General features: G+C 71.4%; 16 protein-coding genes and 1 tRNA gene. 8 read left to right on the top strand and 9 right to left on the bottom strand.

What is annotated here, in order from left to right; genetic code table 11:
* Window positions 1-4: 4 nt before the first annotated feature.
* Entirely contained in the window at window positions 5-2035 is a 2031-nt protein-coding gene (locus KZC57_RS09135; protein ID WP_247641553.1) for an MMPL family transporter, read from the bottom strand.
* A gap of 174 nt (window positions 2036-2209) precedes the next feature.
* Window positions 2210-2283, bottom strand: a tRNA-Gly gene (locus tag KZC57_RS09130).
* 86 nt (window positions 2284-2369) lie between these two features.
* Here KZC57_RS09130 and dcd point away from each other — a divergent pair.
* Window positions 2370-2975: a dCTP deaminase gene (dcd, locus tag KZC57_RS09125; RefSeq protein WP_025102697.1), complete on the top strand. Its 606-nt coding sequence runs from the start codon at window positions 2370-2372 to the stop codon at window positions 2973-2975.
* Between the two features lies 1 nt (window position 2976).
* The gene (locus KZC57_RS09120; RefSeq protein WP_247641552.1) at window positions 2977-3450 is read left to right on the top strand and encodes a hypothetical protein; all 474 of its coding nucleotides are present in this window, start codon (window positions 2977-2979) and stop codon (window positions 3448-3450) included.
* On the opposite strand, the gene KZC57_RS09115 is transcribed toward KZC57_RS09120, so the two are convergent.
* Window positions 3383-4384 carry an alpha/beta fold hydrolase gene (locus KZC57_RS09115; protein ID WP_247641551.1) on the bottom strand — a complete coding sequence of 334 codons (1002 nt, stop codon included), beginning with the start codon at window positions 4382-4384 and terminating at the stop codon, window positions 3383-3385. The genes KZC57_RS09120 and KZC57_RS09115 overlap by 68 nt on opposite strands.
* A 72-nt stretch (window positions 4385-4456) precedes the next feature.
* Between KZC57_RS09115 and KZC57_RS09110 the strand changes: the two genes are divergently transcribed.
* Entirely contained in the window at window positions 4457-5104 is a 648-nt protein-coding gene (locus KZC57_RS09110) for a TetR/AcrR family transcriptional regulator (RefSeq protein ID WP_247641550.1), read from the top strand.
* Window positions 5105-5624: 520 nt separating this feature from the next.
* Here KZC57_RS09110 and KZC57_RS09105 read toward each other — a convergent pair.
* Window positions 5625-6320 (bottom strand): hypothetical protein, encoded by a 696-nt coding sequence (locus tag KZC57_RS09105; RefSeq protein WP_247641549.1) that lies wholly within the window; start codon window positions 6318-6320, stop codon window positions 5625-5627.
* Window positions 6321-6445: 125 nt separating this feature from the next.
* Here KZC57_RS09105 and KZC57_RS09100 point away from each other — a divergent pair, with 125 nt between their 5' ends.
* Complete coding sequence (locus KZC57_RS09100; protein WP_231919533.1) at window positions 6446-7003, top strand: MarR family winged helix-turn-helix transcriptional regulator; 558 nt, start codon at window positions 6446-6448, stop codon at window positions 7001-7003.
* 6 nt (window positions 7004-7009) lie between these two features.
* Here the strand turns inward: KZC57_RS09100 and KZC57_RS09095 are convergent, their stop codons facing one another.
* The 4 genes from KZC57_RS09095 to KZC57_RS09080 form a co-directional block, all read right to left on the bottom strand.
* On the bottom strand, window positions 7010-7927 hold the full coding sequence (locus tag KZC57_RS09095; protein ID WP_060921574.1) for a cation diffusion facilitator family transporter: 918 nt from the start codon (window positions 7925-7927) through the stop codon (window positions 7010-7012).
* Between the two features lie 46 nt (window positions 7928-7973).
* Window positions 7974-9380 carry an MFS transporter gene (locus KZC57_RS09090; RefSeq protein ID WP_060921575.1) on the bottom strand — a complete coding sequence of 469 codons (1407 nt, stop codon included), beginning with the start codon at window positions 9378-9380 and terminating at the stop codon, window positions 7974-7976.
* Window positions 9381-9450: 70 nt separating this feature from the next.
* Window positions 9451-9939: a DUF3253 domain-containing protein gene (locus tag KZC57_RS09085; RefSeq protein WP_247641548.1), complete on the bottom strand. Its 489-nt coding sequence runs from the start codon at window positions 9937-9939 to the stop codon at window positions 9451-9453.
* Window positions 9940-10233: 294 nt separating this feature from the next.
* Window positions 10234-11130: an Lrp/AsnC family transcriptional regulator gene (locus tag KZC57_RS09080; RefSeq protein ID WP_060921581.1), complete on the bottom strand. Its 897-nt coding sequence runs from the start codon at window positions 11128-11130 to the stop codon at window positions 10234-10236.
* Between the two features lie 218 nt (window positions 11131-11348).
* Between KZC57_RS09080 and KZC57_RS09075 the strand changes: the two genes are divergently transcribed.
* Genes KZC57_RS09075 through speB form a run of 4 tightly spaced genes read left to right on the top strand, consistent with a single transcriptional unit; the run spans window position 11349 to window position 17009 of the window.
* Entirely contained in the window at window positions 11349-12692 is a 1344-nt protein-coding gene (locus KZC57_RS09075; RefSeq protein WP_217583805.1) for an MFS transporter, read from the top strand.
* Between the two features lie 42 nt (window positions 12693-12734).
* Complete coding sequence (locus KZC57_RS09070) at window positions 12735-14402, top strand: amidohydrolase (RefSeq protein WP_247641547.1); 1668 nt, start codon at window positions 12735-12737, stop codon at window positions 14400-14402.
* Window positions 14403-14412: 10 nt separating this feature from the next.
* A complete protein-coding gene (locus KZC57_RS09065; RefSeq protein ID WP_247641546.1) occupies window positions 14413-16029 on the top strand; it encodes a thiamine pyrophosphate-binding protein in 1617 nt (538 codons plus the stop codon).
* Between the two features lie 32 nt (window positions 16030-16061).
* Window positions 16062-17009, top strand: coding sequence for an agmatinase (gene speB / locus KZC57_RS09060; RefSeq protein WP_025102677.1), 948 nt, complete (start codon window positions 16062-16064; stop codon window positions 17007-17009).
* A 9-nt stretch (window positions 17010-17018) separates the two neighbouring features.
* On the opposite strand, the gene KZC57_RS09055 is transcribed toward speB, so the two are convergent.
* On the bottom strand, window positions 17019-17891 hold the full coding sequence (locus KZC57_RS09055; RefSeq protein ID WP_247641545.1) for a serine protein kinase RIO: 873 nt from the start codon (window positions 17889-17891) through the stop codon (window positions 17019-17021).
* Between the last annotated feature and the right edge of the window lie 129 nt (window positions 17892-18020).

The following is an 18020-nucleotide window of genomic DNA, read 5'->3' as shown; positions in this document are numbered from 1 at the left end:
CGAATCAGCCCGCGTCAGCGACACGTCCGGAGGCAGGTCGCCCCGGCCACCAGATGCGGTCGCCGACGAGAGCGAACAGCGCCGGGACGATCACGGTCCTGACCACCAGGGTGTCGACGATCACGCCGACCCCGACGATCAGCCCGAGCTGCCCGAGGGTGACCAGTGGCAGGACGCCGAGGGCCGCGAACACGGCGGCGAGGACGATCCCGGCGCTCGTGATGACCCCGCCGGTGTGGGCGACCGCTTCCACCATGCCGTCCCGGGTGCCCCGCAGCGCCGCCTCGGTCCGCGCACGGTGGACGAGGAAGATCGTGTAGTCGATGCCGAGGGCGACCAGGAACAGGAAGGCCAGCAGCGGTACCGGGAGATCGAGCGCGTGCTGCCCGAACAGCACGCGACTGAGCCAGGCCCCGGCACCGATGGCGGCCACGGCGCTCGCCACGTTGACGGCGAGCAGCAGCAGCGGCGCGACCAGAGACCGCAGCAGGAACGCCAGCACCAGGAAGCTCACCGCCAGCACCAGCGGCACCACGACGCCGAGGTCCGCGAGGTTCCCGGCACGGGCGTCGAGATCCGTCGCCACCGCGCCGCCGACGACCGCCACCGCCCCCGGCACATCGTGCACGGCGTCCCGAAGCTCCGTGATCTGAGCCAGGCTCTCGTCGGTGCTGGGCGCATACTCGCTGGTCACCAGGATCTTCGTGAGCCCCTCATCGTCCGTGGTCCCGACCGGAGTGGCGCGGACGATGCCTTCCACGCCGCGCGCCGCGGTGAGGACGGCGTCGGCTTCGCCGCTGTCCGTGACGATGAGGATCGGCTGCGCCTCTCCTGCCGGGAAGTGGTTCGAGAGCACCTCGAGACCCGTCGCGGACTCGGACGGGACCCGGAACTTGTCGACCTGATCGAGCCCGACGGTCGTCCCGACGAGGCCGACCGTCATCACGGCCAGCAGAGCCGCACCCCCGAGGAGGCTCACGACCGGCCGGCTCACGACGCGCGTCGCGATCGTCCGCCACACCCCGCCGCGCCGTGCGGCAGCTCCGGGACGAGGGGCGAACGGCCAGAACACCTTCCGCCCGCACACCGCCAGCAGCGGAGGCAGCAGGAAGAGGACGGACGCCAGGGCGACCAGCAGCCCGATGGCGGACGAGACGCCGAGTCCGTGCGTGCCGGGGATCACCGCCAGGGCGAGTGTCATGAGGGCGAGGACGACCGTGAGGTTGGAGGCGAGGATCGCCGGAGCGGTCCCGCGCCAGGCCGTGCTGAGCGCGCGGCGGTGGTCCGTCGTGGTGGTGAGTTCCTCCCGATATCTCGAGATCAGGAGCAGGGCGTAGTTGGTCCCGGCGCCGAAGACGAGGACGCTGATGATCCCGGCGTCGAACTGCAGGTCCCAGGCGGAACCGGCAGCCGCGGTCAATCGTCCGGCGAGTCCGTCGGCCAGGCCGACGGCGGCGAGCGGCAGCAGCCACAGCACCGGTGACCGGTACGTGACGATGAGGAGCACGGCGACGATCAGGACGGTCACGAGGAGCAGGGTGAAGTCGGCGCCTTCGAAGGAGGCGGCGATATCGGCGCCGAACGCCGGACCGCCGGTCACGAGTAGCGTCATCCCGTCCGGTGCGTGCTCGTCGATGTCGGCGCGGAGCGCCGCGATCACCGCGGCGGTGTCGGTGCTCGTCTGGCCGACCGCGATCGGCGTCACGAGAACCGCGGCCTTCTCGTCCTCGCTCACGAGAGGCCCGGTCGGATCCGCGTCCGCGTGCGCGTCGAGCACCGGGAGGAGGCCTTGGAGCGCGTCGACGTCCCGTGCCGAGAGCGTCGCGCCGTCGACGCGCGAGGCGACCACGATCACGGACTGCCGATCCGCGTTCGGGAACTCCGCCAACAGGGCGCTCGTGCGCGCCGACTCCGACCCCGCGGGAGCCTGCTCGTTGCCGGCGGGTGCCTTCGCCGACCCGAACAAGCCGAAGAGAGTCATCATGATCAGGAGGACCGCGCCGAGCGTGACCCATGCGCCGCCACGCGAGGTCATCCACTCGGGAAAGCGCCGAAGAGCGCGAGAATCTGCCATACCTGTCACTCCACCAGGAGCGTCGTGCGGCGACATCGTCAAGACGATGGAGGGAAGTCTCCCTCTTTCGATGGATCCCGGTCGGGCGGGGTCGGGCACGCCGAACCGGTCGCATCGAGGCGAGGATCAGAGAAGTGGAGGGGCTGACGGGAATCGAACCCGCGCTGTCTGCTTGGGAAGCAGAAGTTCTACCATTGAACTACAGCCCCGCACCCGCCCGAGAGCAGGTGGAGCAAGCCTACCTGTCGCGGGCCGGATGGCCAAAGCGCGGGGTGCTCATGACTAGGCTTGTGCCGTGCTTCTCAGCGATCGCGACATCAGAGCAGAACTCGCCTCCGGCCGCGTCGGCCTGGAACCGCATGCGCCGGAGATGATCCAGCCGTCGAGCATCGACGTGCGACTGGACCGCTACTTCCGCCTCTTCGACAATCACAAGTACCCGTTCATCGATCCCTCGGTCGACCAGCCTGAGCTCACGCGGCTGATCGAGGTCGACCCGGACGAGCCCTTCATCCTCCACCCCGGCGAGTTCGCGCTGGGGGCCACGTTCGAGCAGGTCACCCTGCCGGACGACATCGCCGCGCGGCTGGAGGGGAAATCGTCGCTCGGTCGCCTCGGGCTCATCACCCACTCGACCGCCGGCTTCATCGACCCGGGCTTCTCCGGGCATGTGACGCTGGAGCTCGCGAACGTGGCGACGCTGCCGATCAAGCTGTGGCCCGGCATGAAGATCGGCCAGCTCTGCTTCTTCCGGCTCACCTCGCCGGCGGAGAACCCGTACGGCTCCGGCCCCTACGGCAACCGCTACCAGGGTCAGCGGGGCCCGACGGCGTCCCGGTCGTTTCAGAACTTCCACCGCACCGACGTGGGAGTGACCGACATCGGAGCCGTCGGAGGCTGACATGAGCGACGCGAGCGGGACGGGTTCCGACGAGTCCGCGGTGCCCGGTGGGGTGGCACTGCCGGATGATCCGGGGCTGGAGGTCGCTCCCGCCGACGCGGTGATCCCGCCGGCCGACGCCGTGATCCCGCCTCCGCCGCCGGAGACGCCGATCCCGGAGGGGCTGCTGACGGCACCGGACGCCGCAGGCGATGCGCTTCCGGCGCCGACCCGTCGCTCGGAGCGATCCCGTCCGACGCCCGCGATCCTCCAGGGCGAGCAGCCCGCCGCGGCTGCGGACGACTGGGCGCAGCGATCGATCGCGCCGGAGGTCGCCGACACCGGCAGCTACCGGATGCTCGCGGTCGTCGTGTTCGTCGTGCTCTTCCTCCTGCTCGCGGCGGCCGTGGTGACGCTCGTCGTGCTGATCACAACTGTCGGGCTGCCGTTCGCGGCCGCCGACCCGAGCGCGGGCTTCCTGCCGACCCGGGTGTAGGGCTCCGAAGGGCCGCGGACGGGTCGGCCGGTGCGGCATCGATGGCGGCTCGTCCCGTCGCGGTGCCGAGCGCATCCACGGCCTCGAGCCCCCCGGTCACGAGCGCGACCACGGCGTCAAGGGTCGGATCGGCCGACAGCACTCTCGTGTGACCGAGACCCACCGTACGGACGAGACGGGAGCGGCCGGGGTGGGCGGCATGCAGCCGGAGGGCGTCGTGATCGGGCATCCGGCGGTCGCCCCGGTCATGCACGATGAGCAGCGCGGTGCCGGCGGGGAGTGGATGGGCGGCCGCGTCATACTGTTCGGCGGCGCTTGCGGGATCGAGCCGGAGGCGGCGGTGGAAACGGACGCGGAGTCGGTCCGCGGTGGCGGCGTCGAGCCGGAGGTCACGGGCGAACTGGGCGAGGAAGGCCTCGGGCGCGGCGGCCCCGGCGACGACGGCGACGGCGGGGACCGAGCCGGACGCCCGGGCGACGGTCAGCGCCGCGAGCCCGCCGAAGGAGTGTCCGATGAGAGCGGAGAAGGGGCCGTGGGTGCGGTCCAGCTGCTCCGCGGCGTCGACCCAGTCGCGGATATCGGTGTGCCGCCCGCCGGAGGAGCCATGCGCCGGGGCATCGAACGCGACGACGCGGAACCCCTCGGCGACGAGCTCCCGCACGAGCGGGGCGAACTGCGAGGCGCGGCCCCGCCAGCCGTGCAGGAGCAGCACGGTGCGCGGACCCGTGCCCCACGTGTAGGTCGTGACGGGGATGCCGCGCACGAGGAGCCTCCCGCGGCGGGCGTCGTCGTGGGTGGCGGCGTCGGCGGAGCGCACGGCCATCCGTGGGCGGGTGGAGAAGAACAGTCGGTAGGCGAGATCGCCGGCGAGGCGAGGGGAGAGGCGTCCCACAGTCGGGAGGGCGCGGACGAGGAGAGAGGACGCGGACGGCATGGAGGCTCCTTCACCGAACTATACGAACGATCATCCGTATACTAGGCGAACGATCGTTCGTATACTAGGGGCATGATGGATGCCGTGATGCAGGACGGCCGGCGGGCGCGCGGCGACGCCTCCCGCCGCATCGTGCTGGAGAGTGCGACCGACCTCGCCTCCGTCGAGGGTCTGGACGGCGTGACGATCGGACGCCTCGCCACTGCCTCGGGGTCGAGCAAGAGCAGCATCGCCACGCTGTTCCAGAGCAAAGAGGGCCTGCAGCTCGCGACGGTCGCCGCCGCTCGGGACATCTTCGTCGAGCGGATCATCGAGCCCGCCCGCGCCCAGCCGAGGGGAGCGCACCGCCTGGCCGCGCTCCTCCACAACGCCTTGGTCTACTCGAAGGACCGCGTCTTCACCGGCGGCTGCTTCTTCGCGGCGACCGCGGCGGACGTCGACTCCAAGCCCGGTCCCGTGAGCGATGCCGTGCGGGCAGCCCTCGTCGACTGGTACGGATACATCGAGGCCCAGCTGCGGTTCGCTGCCGCGGAGGGAGAGGTCGGCGCGGCCGACGTCGAGGTGCTGGCGTTCGAGCTCGTCGCCCTCAATGAGCAGGCCAACGCGCGGTCGCTCCTCCTGCGGAGCGACAGGCCGTATGCGCTCGCGGCGGCCGCGATGCGCTCACGCCTCCGTGACGCGGGTGCTCCCGACACCGCCCTCGCCCTCCTCGCCCTCTAGCTCCGTCCCGCGTCCGGGTCTCGCGCCCGCGTTCGCCTGCGAGCTCAGAAACGCACCGCACTCCCGCTTCGAAGGCCCGTTCCTGATCCCGCCCGACGGTCGGGCCCTGCCCTCCTTGCGTGCGGGATGGGAATCGGACCGCGAGGTCCGTCGGAAGGGTCGTTTCTGATCCGTGCTCGCCCCTTCCGCGCCGCCTGCCTGCATCACCGTGCGGGATCGAAAACGTGCCGCTGAGGCGTCCGGAAGGGGCGATTCTGACCTCGTCCGGGGAGGGGTGCTCGCGTCGCCGAGGTGTGGGATCAAGAACGTGCCGCGGGACGGCTGTGGAGGCGCGACTTTGATCCCGTCTCGACTCAGGGCGATTCGTCCGCGTCTCCGTCTCGGGGGCGCTGGGGTGCGGGTGGGGGATCAGAAGAGCGCCGCTGGGGCGCTCGGGAGGTGCGGAAGTGATCCCGGCTCGGGTTTCGCGAAGAGCAAAGCGCCTCACCCGGGATTCGGGTGAGGCGCTCGAGGGGGACGATCAGGCGGCGTGGCCGTGGCGGAATCCGGCGTCGAAGCCACGCTCGAATGCGCGCTCCGCCATCCGCTGCGCGCGGTGGCCGTGCCCGTGGCCGCGGTGTGCGTGACCGTGGTCGCGGTGGGCGTGACCGTCGTGGTGACCGCGCCCGCGGTATCCGCCTTCCTCGTCTCCGTTGTGACGGTCGAAGCCGTGTCCGCGGTCGAAGCCGTGTCCGGGTCCGAAGCCGTGCCCGCGTCCGAAGCCGTGCCGGGGGCCGAAGCCGAACCCGGGGCGCCGCTTCCGGGGGAGAGGTGTCTCCTCGTCCCACCCGAAGGCGCGGGCGATCTTCTCGAGCGCCGCGAGGGTCGTCGCCATCTCCTCGTCGGAGACCGCGCCGGCGATCTTCGCGCGGATGCCGTCGACGGTGGCGCCGAGGCGCTCCTTCGCCGCGCGGCCCTCGTCGGTCAGTGCCCACCCGTCGCCGTCCGCCTCGACCCAGCCGCGGTCGACGAGATCGTGCAGTTTGTGCGGGTGCAGCGGGCGGCGCACGGGGACCGTCCCGTCGACGACGTTCAGCAGCCGCCAGTCGCGGCGGGTCGCGCCCTCCGCGGCGAAAGCGGTGGCGAAGTCGTGTGCCATCAGACGGTCGACGGCCTTGAGCCAGAAACCGAACGGGCGGGAGGTGTTGTCAGAAGTGCTGTCTGCAGTGGTGTTCATGGTGATCCTTCGTGTCTGTGGTGCACCGATGACGGATGTCATCCGACATATCAATGTCACTGTGCATGTACATGCAGTGTGACATGGAAAGCAAACGCATGTCAAGCTGCATGTAAAATCGGGACATGGCCACCGATCCGATCGACCCCGCGTCCCCCGACGCCGCCGAAGCGATCGCGCAGGCGCTCTCCCGGCTGCGCGGACGCCGACCCGGACCCGGCGGCCGCGAGCACGGAGGGCCACGCGGTGCACACGGGCACGGGCCCCACGGCGACCCGCGCGAGCACTTCGCCCACCACCGCGGCCACCCGGGGATGCCGCCCTGGATGGTCGACGGCGGCCGCCTCGGCGGACCGGCCCGTCTCCGCATGCTCGAAGCCCTTGCCGCCGCGCCGGAACCCCTCAGCGTGAGTGCGCTCGGGCAGGCGATCGGCGTGGATCAGCCGCGGGCGTCGCGGCTCGTGCAGCAGGGTGTGCAGGCCGGATTCGTTCGGCGCGAGGCCGACCCGGACGACGCCCGCCGCACCCGCATCGCGCTGACCGACGAGGGTCGGCGACTGGCCCGCGGGATGCGGGGCGAACGCCGCGAGCTGCTCGGCCGCGCGCTCGAGTCGTTCACCGCGGAGGAGCGCACGGAGCTCGCGCGACTGCTCACCAAGCTCGCCGACAACTGGCGCGCCTGACCGGCCTCACACGCGGGCGAAGTCGAGCGAGGGCTCGTCGTCCACCGAGAGGGACAGCACGACGGTCTCCACCGCGTCGTGCGCCTCGATCCGCCGCTCCACCTCCCGCAGCCGCCGGGCGACGTCGTGCTCGCGCGCATCGCCCGCGAGGTCGACCTCGGCGACGAGGAACAGCCGGTTCGGCCCGACGTACTCGATGTGCAGGTAGGTGACCCGCTCGATGTCGTCCATCCCGAGGAGGGCAGTGCCCACCCGCGAGCGCAGCGCGGGGGACACCGACGTGCCGACGAGGAACGCGATGTTCCGTCCGATCAGGATCACGGCGACGACGCCCAGCAGGATCCCGACGAGGATCGACCCGATCGCATCCCACGCGGCGACACCGGTGAGCTGATGCAGGAGGATCGATCCGCCCGCCAGCACGAGGCCGATGAGGGCGGCGGAGTCCTCGAAGAACACCGCCCGGAGCGTGGTGTCGCTCGTCTCGAGCACGAAGTCCCACGTGGAGGATCCGCGCTCCCGGGCCAGCCGACGGGAGCGGACCATCGCCTGCGTGAACGACGCCCCCTCCAGGACGAAGGCGATGCCGAGCACGATGTAGGCGACGACCGGGCTCTCCACGGGGCCGGTGTCGGACAGCTCCTGGATGCCGTGCATGATCGACACGATCGAGCCGGCGGTGAAGATGCCGAACGCCGCGATGAGAGACCAGACGAACGCGTTGCGGCCGTAGCCGAGCGGATGCCGGGCGTCCTTGGTCTTCGCGCCCCGGCGGTCGGCGATGAGCAGGAAGACCTCGTTCCCCGCGTCCGCCCAGGAGTGCGCGGCCTCGGCCACCATCGACGCGGACGAGGTGATGACGGCGGCGACCGTCTTCGCGATCGCGACGAGGATGTTGGCGAGGAAGGCGAGGACGACGGTCACCGGGTCAGGCTACTCCCGCCCGATCCGTCCGGCGCCCGGAGCGGGTTCAGCGCGGCGCCTTCACCGGGAGCAGGAGGAGGAACCCGATGATGAGGACGATGACGATGCCGAGGATCCCGTAGGCGGTCTGGCTCGTCGCGACGATGAGCACGGTCCAGGCGGCCGAGGCCATCCAGCTCGCGGCCCTGCCCGTCGTGGCGTAGAGACCGAAGATCTCGCCCTCCCGGCCGGCCGGGGTGACGCGGGCGAGGAAGGAGCGCGCCGCCGCCTGAGCCGGACCGACGAAGGCGCAGAGCACGAGACCGCCGATCCAGAACACGAGCGACCCCGCATCCCGCAGCAGGAACACGGCGAGGCCGGCGACGATCATCGATCCGATCGAGCCGAGGATGATCCGCTTGGGGCCGAGGCGGTCGTCGAGGCGGCCCGCGATGATGGTCGAGACGCCGGCGACGAGGTTCGCGGCGATGCCGAAGACGATGATGTCCTGGGTGCCGAACCGGAACACCGCGGTGCCGATGATGGCGCCGAACGCGAAGACCCCGCCGAGGCCGTCGCGGAACACGGCACTGGCGAGCAGGTACCAGAACGTCGATCGGGTCTGCGGGTCGCGGTAGAGGCCGATCACGTCCTGCACGAGGAGGACGTAGGAGCGGAAGAACCCCACCTTGCGCTCCGGCCGCCCGAGCGACGGCTCCGGCACGTTGAGGAAGATCGGGATGCTGAAGACGATCGCCCAGACCGCGCACCCCACGGCGATGAGCCGGTACGCGAGGCCGTTGTCGGTGGACATGCCGAACCAGTCGAAGGTGTCGAGCAGGACGACGATGACGAGGGCGATGATGCCCCCGAGGTAGCCGAAGCCCCAGCCGAGTCCGGAGATGCGGCCGACGTTCTTCGGGTTCGCGATCCCGATGAGCATGGCGTTGGAATTCACCGCGGCGATCTCGCCGAATACGGAACCGGCGGAGATCAGCGCGACGCCGAGCCAGAACAGGGCCGGCTGCGGCTCCACGAACCACAGTCCGAGCATGCAGAGGATGAGAGCGCCGGTGCCGATGCCCAGCCAGAGCTTCTGTCGTCCGGCGGCGTCGGCGCGCTGACCGAGGACGGGGGCGAGCAGCAGGATGCCCAGGGCGGCGATCGTGGAACCCAGTCCGAGACCGGAGGCGAGGTCGGCCTCGGCGGCGACGCGGACCGGGTCGCTCGGGTCGAGGGCAGCGATCTCCGGCGGCAGGAACGAGGCGCTGACGAGGTACAGCGCGGTGAAGACGAACGTGAGGATGACGGTGTTGAACGGCTGCGTCGCCCAATCCCACAGCGCCCAGGAGTACACCTGCTTCCGAGGCGCGGGGGTGTCTCCGCGCAGATCGAGGCCGACGACGGCCACGGCGCCGCTGTTCGCTGTCGCCACGGGCTCGGGGGCGCCCGCCGCGGGATCGGGTGAGGTCATGGTCGAAGTCTGGCCGCGGACGGTGAACGCCCGGTGACGGCGCGCCGTCGGTGTCGGGCGACCGAGGCGCTCAGAGGGCGGGGCCGCGGCGGATGCGGACGGGTCCGCGGGCGTCGGTGATGCTCACCTGCTCGCCCTTCTGCGTGACCACGACCACCTCGCGGGACGCCAGGTCCGCGGCGACGCGGCGCACGTCGGGCATCCGGTCGCGCCACTCCGCGCCGCCGACCGCGCGGGCGACGTCGCTCGGGCAGATCGACGAGTCCGAGCGTTTCCGGGTGAGGGCGCGCATCGTCGCAGCGATCCGCTCCTCGGCCTGCGCCGCGGAGGGCTCCTCCCACCACGGGGCACCCCGCTCGCCGAGGGCGGTCTTCGCATCCTGCACGCGACGGCGGGCGTCGGGCTCCGCCGCCTTGACCGCGCGCCGTGCGGCCATGAGCTCGTCGACGAGCTCCTGCCGCAGGTTTTCGGGGATCGACGGATCGGTGGCGCGCCACCGACGGCCGTTCACGACGATGTGGTGTCCGTCCGCGGTCTGCGCGGGGCCGTCGTCCGTCATACCGGCCATCCTGCGCGGCGGCCGCGCGCCCCGCCATCCCCTTGACGTCCGCGCGGCTGTCGGTCAGCGGTAGAGGAGGTCGGCGTCGACGAGGCTCGTCCCACTCGCCCGCCGTGATCCGGCGGCCACGGCCGGGGCGCGGGGTCGAAAACGGTCCTCCGCGCGGCTTCCGAAGCCCCTTTTCCATCCCGCACCGAGAGCCCCTCCCGGTGAGTGTGCAGAAACGTGCCGGGGGTCGGCGAGGGAGGCGCGGTTTTGATCCCGGGCGGGACGGGGGCGGGGACGGGGGCGGACTCAGTCGGTGCGGAGGGGGCGGAGTGTGCGGGCGTAGTCCTCCTTGAGCACCGCGAGATGCAGCCACGCCTCGATCCGGGTCACTCCGGGGAGCGCGCGCAGCCGCTCGAGACTCGCGTACAGGGCTCCGGCGGAGGGCTCCACGAGGGTCGCGACGGCGTCGAACCGCCCGAGCGTTCGGGCCGCGAAGTCGACGCCGCGCCCCCGCCGCAGCTCGTCGATCACGGCCTCGTCGTCGTCTCCGAGCGTCATGCCCACGCCCATCGAGAGCTGCCGGTGCGCGAGCCCTCGGGCCTCCACGGCGCTGATCTTGATGACCCCGGCGTCGATGAGCCGCTGCACCCGGGTCGCGACCGCGCTGGGGGAGAGCCGCACCTGCTCGCCGAGGGCACGGAAGCTCATCCGCCCGTCGGACTGCAGGTGCTCGATGAGGGCTTCGTCGATGCCGTCGAGGGTCACGCCGCCGTGATACTCCGAGACGAAGAAGCCCTTGATCACGGTCGAGTAGATGATCGTGTTGATGTCGAGCACGCCGGCGCTCCCGCGGATGCGCGCGAGCAGGTCGTGGAGCTCCGACATCGAGCCCACCCGCACCTCCGTCACGATGTCGTGGGCGCCGCCGACCGCCGACACCAGCACGGTCTCGGACATGTCGCGCAGGTGCTCGGCGACCACCTCGACAGCGCCGTCGGTCCGGATCGACACGTGGGCGAGCACGTGCTGGCCGAGGAACACGGGGTCGACGGCCGCGACCACCCGCACCGTGCGGTCGCTGAGCAGCGCGCGCAGACGGGCCGCCACGACGGCGCGGGACTGGCCGACGCGCTCGGCGAGGGAGAGGATGCTGGCGCGGCCGTCCTCCTGCAGCGCCCGGATGAGTTCCGCGTCGAAGTCCATGTGCCGTCCGATTCCGTCGATTTCCCCGCAGTGCACGCTCGTCCCCGCAGAAAAGCAGTGTAGAGCGCTGTTCGACCGAGCGGAAGGCCTGGAGTGCGCGGTGCGTCCGACACAAATCCAGTGAATGACGCGTATCGCTGGAGTTCTGCCCTTGCCCGCGGCGCTCCACGTCCGTAGCATCCTTCGCTATCCGACACCATCCGCGAAGGAGCGGGTCCATGACCACTACCCCCACCCCCCGAAGCGGCGTCCACAGCCGCGCGCGCCGCGCCGGCTTCGCCGCCTTCGTCGGCACCACCATCGAGTGGTACGACTTCTACGTCTACGCCACGGCCGCCGCCCTCGTGTTCGGCCCGCTGTTCTTCCCGAGCGGCGACCGTCTGGCCGAGACCGCCGCCGCCTTCGCGACGTTCGCGGTGGCCTTCCTCGTCCGCCCCCTCGGTGGCATCGTCTTCGGCCACATCGGCGACAAGCTCGGCCGGCGGGTCTCGCTCGTCATCACGCTGCTGCTGATGGGGGCCGCGACCGTCCTCGTCGGCTGCCTCCCGACCTACGAGAACATCGGCATCCTCGCGCCGATCCTCCTCATCCTGCTCCGCGCCGTCCAGGGCCTCGCGGTCGGCGGCGAATGGGGCGGCGCGGTGCTCATGAGCGTGGAGCATGCTCCCGAGAAGTCGAAGACGTTCTACGGCGGCTTCACCCAGCTCGGCAACCCGGCCGGCGCCCTCCTCGCCTCCGGCATCTTCGCGATCATGTCCCGCGGCGGCGACACGTTCATCATGGACGGCGGCTGGCGCATCCCGTTCCTGCTGTCGATCGTGCTGATCGGTGTGGGGCTGTGGGTCCGGTATCGCGTCGAGGAGTCGCCGGTCTTCGAGGAGAAGATCGAGGGCCGCAAGCAGTCCATGCCGCTCGCCTTCGCCCTCCGTGTCAACTGGAAGCCGATCCTCCTCGGCATCGGGATCCTGCCCATCTCCACCGGCGGCTACTACCTGGCCACCACCTTCGCCACCGCGTACGCGACCGGCGAGCCCATCGCGATCAGCGAGCAGGTGATCCTCGACGCGATGACCCTGGCGTCGTTCGTGGAGTTCGTCGTGACGCTGCCGGTCGCCTGGCTCGGTGACAAGTGGGGCCGGAAGAACGTGATGTACATCGGCCTGATCACCTCGGTGCTGACCTTCGCGCCCTTCCTCCTGCTGATGCCGGGCCGTGTCGAGCCGCTGATCTTCCTCTTCGCCTCGCTCGTGCGCATCGCGATGAGCGCCACGTACGCCCCGATCGCGGCGATCCTCGCCCAGATGTTCCGTCCGCAGGCGCGCTACACATCCATCGCCCTGTCGTACGGCGTCGGCGCCGCCATCTGGGCCGGATTCTCGCCCTGGTTCGCGACGCAGCTCATCGCCTGGACCGGCAGTGTCTGGTCGGTCATCGCGATGTTCGTGGGCATGGCCGTCATCGCCGGGATCTGCACGCGTCTCGCGCCGCAGCACTCCGACGAGGCCCCGGTCACGGCGTCGTTCACCGCCCGGACCGACACCACGGCGAACCGCCTGCCCTGACCGGCACTATTCCCCCGCACGACACCACCGCGAACAGGCATCATGAGAAAGCTCACCCCCTTCGACCGCTCGGCCCAGGCCGCTCCCGTCCTCGTCACCGCGCGAGCCATCCACACGGCAGACGCGGCGGACACCACCGTCACCGCGATGCTGACCGACCGGGGGCGCATCGTCGCCCTCGGCACGGCGGCGGATTGCGAGGACGTGGCGGCGCGGGCCGGCCTCACCCCTGAGCGCGTCGATCTGGGGGAGGCGGTGGTCGTGCCCGGCTTCGTGGACGCGCATGCGCATCCGCTGATGTTCGGGCAGATGATGACCTGGGTGGACTGCGGTCCGGAGAAGGCGGGGAGCATCCCGGAGATCGTGGCGCTGCTGAAGGCCGCCGCCGCGGATCTCCCCGCCGGACGTCCGGTGCGCGGCTACGGCTACGAGCAGCGGAACCTCGCCGAGAAGCGGCACCCCACGCGGTTCGAGCTCGACGAGGTGGCCGCCGACCGCGAGGTGTACCTCATGAACGCCTCCGGCCACGGCGGGGTGGTGAACTCGTACACGCTCGACCGCAACGGCGTGGACCGGGACACCCCGAACCCGGACGGCGGCGAGTTCTTCCGCGACGCCGACGGCGAGCTCACCGGCGAACTGTCCGACGCCGCGTGCAACATCCTCACCGGCGTCCACGGGGTGAAGATCGGCCACCACGGTCCGAACTTCCATCTCGCGGACGAGCCGGAGGAGCACCTGCGCCAGCTCGACGCGGCGACGCAGCGGTTCCTCGCGGGCGGGGTCACCTCCATCGGCGACTGCCAGGTCACGCGGCGCGAGTTCGACATGTACCTGCGGCTCGCCGAGGCCGGGCGGCTGGAGCTGCGCGTGTCGATGTACCTGCTGTCGCACCTGCTCGACGAGGCGCTGGAGATGGGGCTCGTCGGGCAGTTCGGCAACGCCCACCTGAGCTTCGCCGGCATCAAGTTCTACGCCGACGGCACCCTGGGCGGCTGGACCGCGTACTTCCCGGACGGCTACGTCGGCGACCCCTGCCGCACCGGCCAGCTCTACCACGAGCCCGCCGACTACGCGGAGCTCATCCGCAAGGCCCACGCGGCCGGCCTCCAGACCGCGACCCACGCCCAGTCGCCCACCGCGATCGAGATGGTCATGTCGGCGATCGAGGCCGCGCTCGCGGAGCATCCGGACGCGGATGCCCGGCACCGCATCGAGCACTGCGGGCTGCCGACCCCCGCGCAGATCGAGCGGATGGCGGCCGCCGGCATCCGTCCCGTGAACCAGACGCAGCACTACTTCAACTGGGGCGAAGGCGTGGAGGAGGCCATCGGCACGCCCGGTGAGCGCTTCAACCCGCTCGGGGAGTTCGAGCGTGCGGGCGTACCCATCACGATCTCCTCGGACGCCCCGGTCGCCGAGCCCATCCCGCTGGAGGCGATCCAGACCGCGGTCACCCGGGTCACCCGGCGCGGGCACAAGCTCGGCCCAGACGATCTGCGCATCTCCGCGACCGCGGCGCTGCGGGCGCACACGATCGAGGGCGCGGTCTCGATCGGCCGCGAGGACGACCTCGGCTCCCTGGAGCCGGGCAAGTACGCCGACTTCGCGGTGCTCTCGGACGACCCGCTCGCGGTGCCGGCCGAGGAGATCGCGGCGATCGAGGTCCGTGAGACCTGGGTCGACGGCGTCCGTCGGCACGCGATGTGAGGATGACACGATGAGCACCGACACCATCGCAGACGACCGGTACGCCGACACCGCGGGCCGAGCGGTCCTGGAGACCATCCGCGCCTACGGGGTGACCGCGATCTTCGGCATCCCCGGCACGCACAACCTGGAGTTCTACCGGCCCCTCGCCGACCTCGGCATCCGTGCCGTGACCAACCGCCACGAGCAGGGGTCGGGGTACGGTGCCGACGGCTGGGCGCAGCAGACCGGGCTCCCCGGCGTGGTGATCACGACCTCCGGCCCCGGGCTGCAGAACGCGATGAGCGCGATCGGCACGGCCTTCTGCGAGTCGCGACCCCTCATCGTGCTCTCGCCCGGCGTGCCGCTCGGGGCGGAGTTCGCCGACGTCGGCACGCTGCACGAGACCAAGGACGCGACGGCCATGGTCGGCGCGATCGCGGAGTGGTCGCGGCGGGTGTCGACCGCGGCGGAGGCGGTGCAGGCCGTGCACGACGCGTTCCACCTCTTCCGCACCGGCCGCCCCCGTCCCGTGCACATCGAGATCCCGCTGGACGTGCTGGAGGCGCCCGCCGCCGTGCCCGCGGAGGACCGGAAGCCGCGCCCGATGCCCGACCGCGTCTCCGGGGATCCGATCGCGCTCGCCGAGGCCGCCCGGCTGCTGTCCGCCGCCCGCCGCCCGGTGATCGTGGCCGGTGGGGGTGCGGTGGACGCCGCGCACCAGATCGCCGCGGTGGCCGAACGGCTCGGAGCCCCCGTGCTCACGACCCTGAACGGCAAGGCGGTGCTCGACGAACGGCACCCGCTCTCCCTCGGCTCGAACCTGCGCCTCGCCGCCGCACGGGCCGTGGCCGAAGACGCCGACGTGCTGCTCGTGGTCGGCTCGAAGCTGGGCGAGGCGGAGCTCTGGGCTCCGCGGCTCGAGGCGCGCGGCGCCGTGATCCGCGTCGACATCTCTCCGGAGCAGCGGGACAAGAACCTCACCGCGACGGTCGGTCTCACGGGGGACGCCGCCGCGGTGACCGACGCCCTCCTGCCCCTGCTGCCGGACCCCGCCCGTCCCGCCCGCGACCTCACGGCCGAGCGGGCCGCGATCGAGGCCGAGTCCCGAGAGACGGCGCCGGACACCGTCGAGCTCGCCGAGATCATCGCCGCCGCCCTTCCCGCTGACGCGATCGTCGCGGGCGACTCCTCCCAGATCGTGTACATGGCGCTCGGCAGCGTGCTGCGGCAGGAGCAGCCGCATTCCCTCCTCTACACGCCGACCTACGCCACGCTCGGCTATGGCCTCCCCGCCGCGATCGGTGCGGCCGTCGCGCAGACCGAACGCCCGGTCGTCACCGTGATCGGCGACGGCGCCCTGATGTTCTGCGTGAACGAGCTCGTCACCGCCGTCGAGCAGCGCCTCGACGTCACCGTGGTGTGCGTCGACAACGGCGGGTACGCGGAGATCCGCCAGAACGAGGTCGACCGGGGCATGACCCCGGTGGGCGTCGACCTCGTGCAGCCGGACTGGGCCGCGCTCGCCACCGCCTTCGGGGCGGCGGGGCGACGGGTGGCATCGCGCGCCGACATCGCCCCGAGCATCCGCGCGGCCATCGCCGACGGCGGGGTGCAGCTCGTGCACATCTTGCAGCACGCCCTCTGAGACCCACACTTCCCGACGAACAGGAACGAGAAATGACCGACAACATCGGCCCCGTCGACGCCTCCGTGAACCCGCGGTACTCCGGCATCGCCACCTTCGCCCGCCTGCCCCGCATCGAGGACGTGCCGCGCGCCGACATCGCGGTGGTCGGCATCCCGTTCGACTCCGGCGTGAGCTACCGCCCCGGCACCCGCTTCGGCCCGTCGCACGTGCGCGAGTCGTCCCGGCTGCTGCGGCCCTACAACCCCGCGCAGGACGTGTCGCCGTTCCAGCTCGCCCAGGTGGTGGATGCCGGCGACATCCCGGTGAACCCGTTCGACCTCACCGAGGCCGTGACCGAGGTCGAGCGCGCGGCGCTGGCGCTCGGCGAGCAGGTGCAGCGCCTCGTCACGATCGGTGGCGACCACACCGTGGCCCTTCCCCTGCTGCGGGCGGTGGCCGCGAAGCACGGTCCCGTCGCCGTCCTCCACTTCGATGCGCACCTGGACACGTGGGACACCTACTTCGGCGCCCCCATCACGCACGGCACCCCCTTCCGCCGCGCGAGCGAGGAGGGGCTGATCGACCTCACCGCGAGCTGCCACGTCGGCACCCGCGGACCCCTGTACTCGAAGCAGGACCTCGAGGACGACGAGCGCCTCGGCTTCTCCATCGTCTCCAGCGAGTACATCGAGGAGCACGGGGTGGAGGCGGCGATCGACCGCATCCTCACCCGCATCGGCGACAAGCCGCTGTACGTCTCGATCGACATCGACGTGCTCGACCCCGCGCACGCGCCCGGCACCGGGACCCCCGAGGCCGGAGGGCTCACGAGCCGCGAGCTGCTGCGCATCCTCCGGGCGCTGCGCGACCGGGACATCGTCGGCGCCGACGTCGTGGAGGTGTCGCCCGCGTACGATCACGCCCAGATGACCGGGATCGCCGCGAGCCACGTCGTGTACGAGCTGGTGACCCTTCTCGCCGCCCGACTCGCCTCCTGACACCGGGAGTCAGAACAGCGTCCCGAGGAGGTCGGCGAACAGGGCCTCGGCGTCGCACTCCACCCGTCGCCGTGCGAACCAGTCGCACACGTTGACGCAGTCGCGGTGCAGCAGGTCGAGGCCCTGCGGATTCGCGATCACGTCGACGATCTGCGGCAGATCGATCACCCGGACCCGCCCGTCGTGCACGAGGAGGTTGTAGACGGAGAGGTCCCCGTGCGCGAAGCCCGCGGCGGCGAAGACCCGCATGAGGTCGGCCACCTGCGTGAAGTACTCCTGCATCTCGGCCTTCGACCCGCGCACCTGGGCGAGCCGCGGTGCCGCGATGCCCCGGTCGTCGCCGAGGAACTCCATGAGCACCTCGGTGCCGCTGACCTGCACGGGATAGGGGACCGGGGCGCCGCGCTCCCACATCCGGCACAGGGCCTCGAACTCCGCGCGCGACCACTGGGCTGCGGCGACCTCCCGTCCGTGGGCGGTCTTCTTGGCGAGGGCGCGCGTATCGCGGGTGTTCCGCGTGCTGCGCCCCTCGGTGTAGACGGCGGAGCGCTGGAAGCTCCGGTTCTCGATGCCGCGGTAGCGCTTGGCGGCGAGGAGGGTGCGCCGCGTCGGGTCGTCAGGCACGGCGCGCTCCAGCAGGAACACGTCGGCCTCCTTGCCGGTCTTCAGGATGCCGAGCTCGGTGTCCAGGGCGCCGGCGGAGGTCACGACCCACGCGGGGCGCGGTTCCGGCCCGCGTTCGGTGGGGGTGGATGACGGCCAGGTCGTCCAGCGCTGGTTAGGGCCGGGCTCGACCTCGGCGAAGGAGAGGGCGGTCTCGAGGGAGTCGAAGGAGGTGGCGTCGAAGGACGCGGCTTCCGAGGAAGCGGGGGATTCGGTCACGGTGTGGCTCCGGGAAGGGAGGCCACGCGGCGATCAGGAGCGGGTGGCCTCGAAGGGAAGGTGGTCGGCGAAAGGCGCGACGACGACTGCGTTCATCTCATCGCCTCCTTCGCTCGGGCTTCCCGGGCG

The sequence above is a fragment of the Microbacterium sp. KSW4-4 genome (assembly GCF_023091185.1).
GTDB lineage: Bacteria > Actinomycetota > Actinomycetes > Actinomycetales > Microbacteriaceae > Microbacterium > Microbacterium paraoxydans.
This window is presented reverse-complemented; position numbering and strand designations above follow the sequence as displayed.

Bases quoted from the DNA above. Each gene is read 5' to 3' on its own strand.
- KZC57_RS09135 (WP_247641553.1), bottom strand. From the start codon at position 2,035: ATGACCTCGCGTGGCGGCGCATGGGTCACGCTCGGCGCGGTCCTCCTG.
- KZC57_RS09120 (WP_247641552.1), top strand. From the start codon at position 2,977: ATGAGCGACGCGAGCGGGACGGGTTCCGACGAGTCCGCGGTGCCCGGT.
- KZC57_RS09115 (WP_247641551.1), bottom strand. From the start codon at position 4,384: ATGCCGTCCGCGTCCTCTCTCCTCGTCCGCGCCCTCCCGACTGTGGGA.
- KZC57_RS09110 (WP_247641550.1), top strand. From the start codon at position 4,457: ATGATGGATGCCGTGATGCAGGACGGCCGGCGGGCGCGCGGCGACGCC.
- KZC57_RS09105 (WP_247641549.1), bottom strand. From the start codon at position 6,320: ATGAACACCACTGCAGACAGCACTTCTGACAACACCTCCCGCCCGTTC.
- KZC57_RS09100 (WP_231919533.1), top strand. From the start codon at position 6,446: ATGGCCACCGATCCGATCGACCCCGCGTCCCCCGACGCCGCCGAAGCG.
- KZC57_RS09090 (WP_060921575.1), bottom strand. From the start codon at position 9,380: ATGACCTCACCCGATCCCGCGGCGGGCGCCCCCGAGCCCGTGGCGACA.
- KZC57_RS09085 (WP_247641548.1), bottom strand. From the start codon at position 9,939: ATGACGGACGACGGCCCCGCGCAGACCGCGGACGGACACCACATCGTC.
- KZC57_RS09080 (WP_060921581.1), bottom strand. From the start codon at position 11,130: ATGGACTTCGACGCGGAACTCATCCGGGCGCTGCAGGAGGACGGCCGC.
- KZC57_RS09075 (WP_217583805.1), top strand. From the start codon at position 11,349: ATGACCACTACCCCCACCCCCCGAAGCGGCGTCCACAGCCGCGCGCGC.
- KZC57_RS09070 (WP_247641547.1), top strand. From the start codon at position 12,735: ATGAGAAAGCTCACCCCCTTCGACCGCTCGGCCCAGGCCGCTCCCGTC.
- KZC57_RS09065 (WP_247641546.1), top strand. From the start codon at position 14,413: ATGAGCACCGACACCATCGCAGACGACCGGTACGCCGACACCGCGGGC.
- speB (WP_025102677.1), top strand. From the start codon at position 16,062: ATGACCGACAACATCGGCCCCGTCGACGCCTCCGTGAACCCGCGGTAC.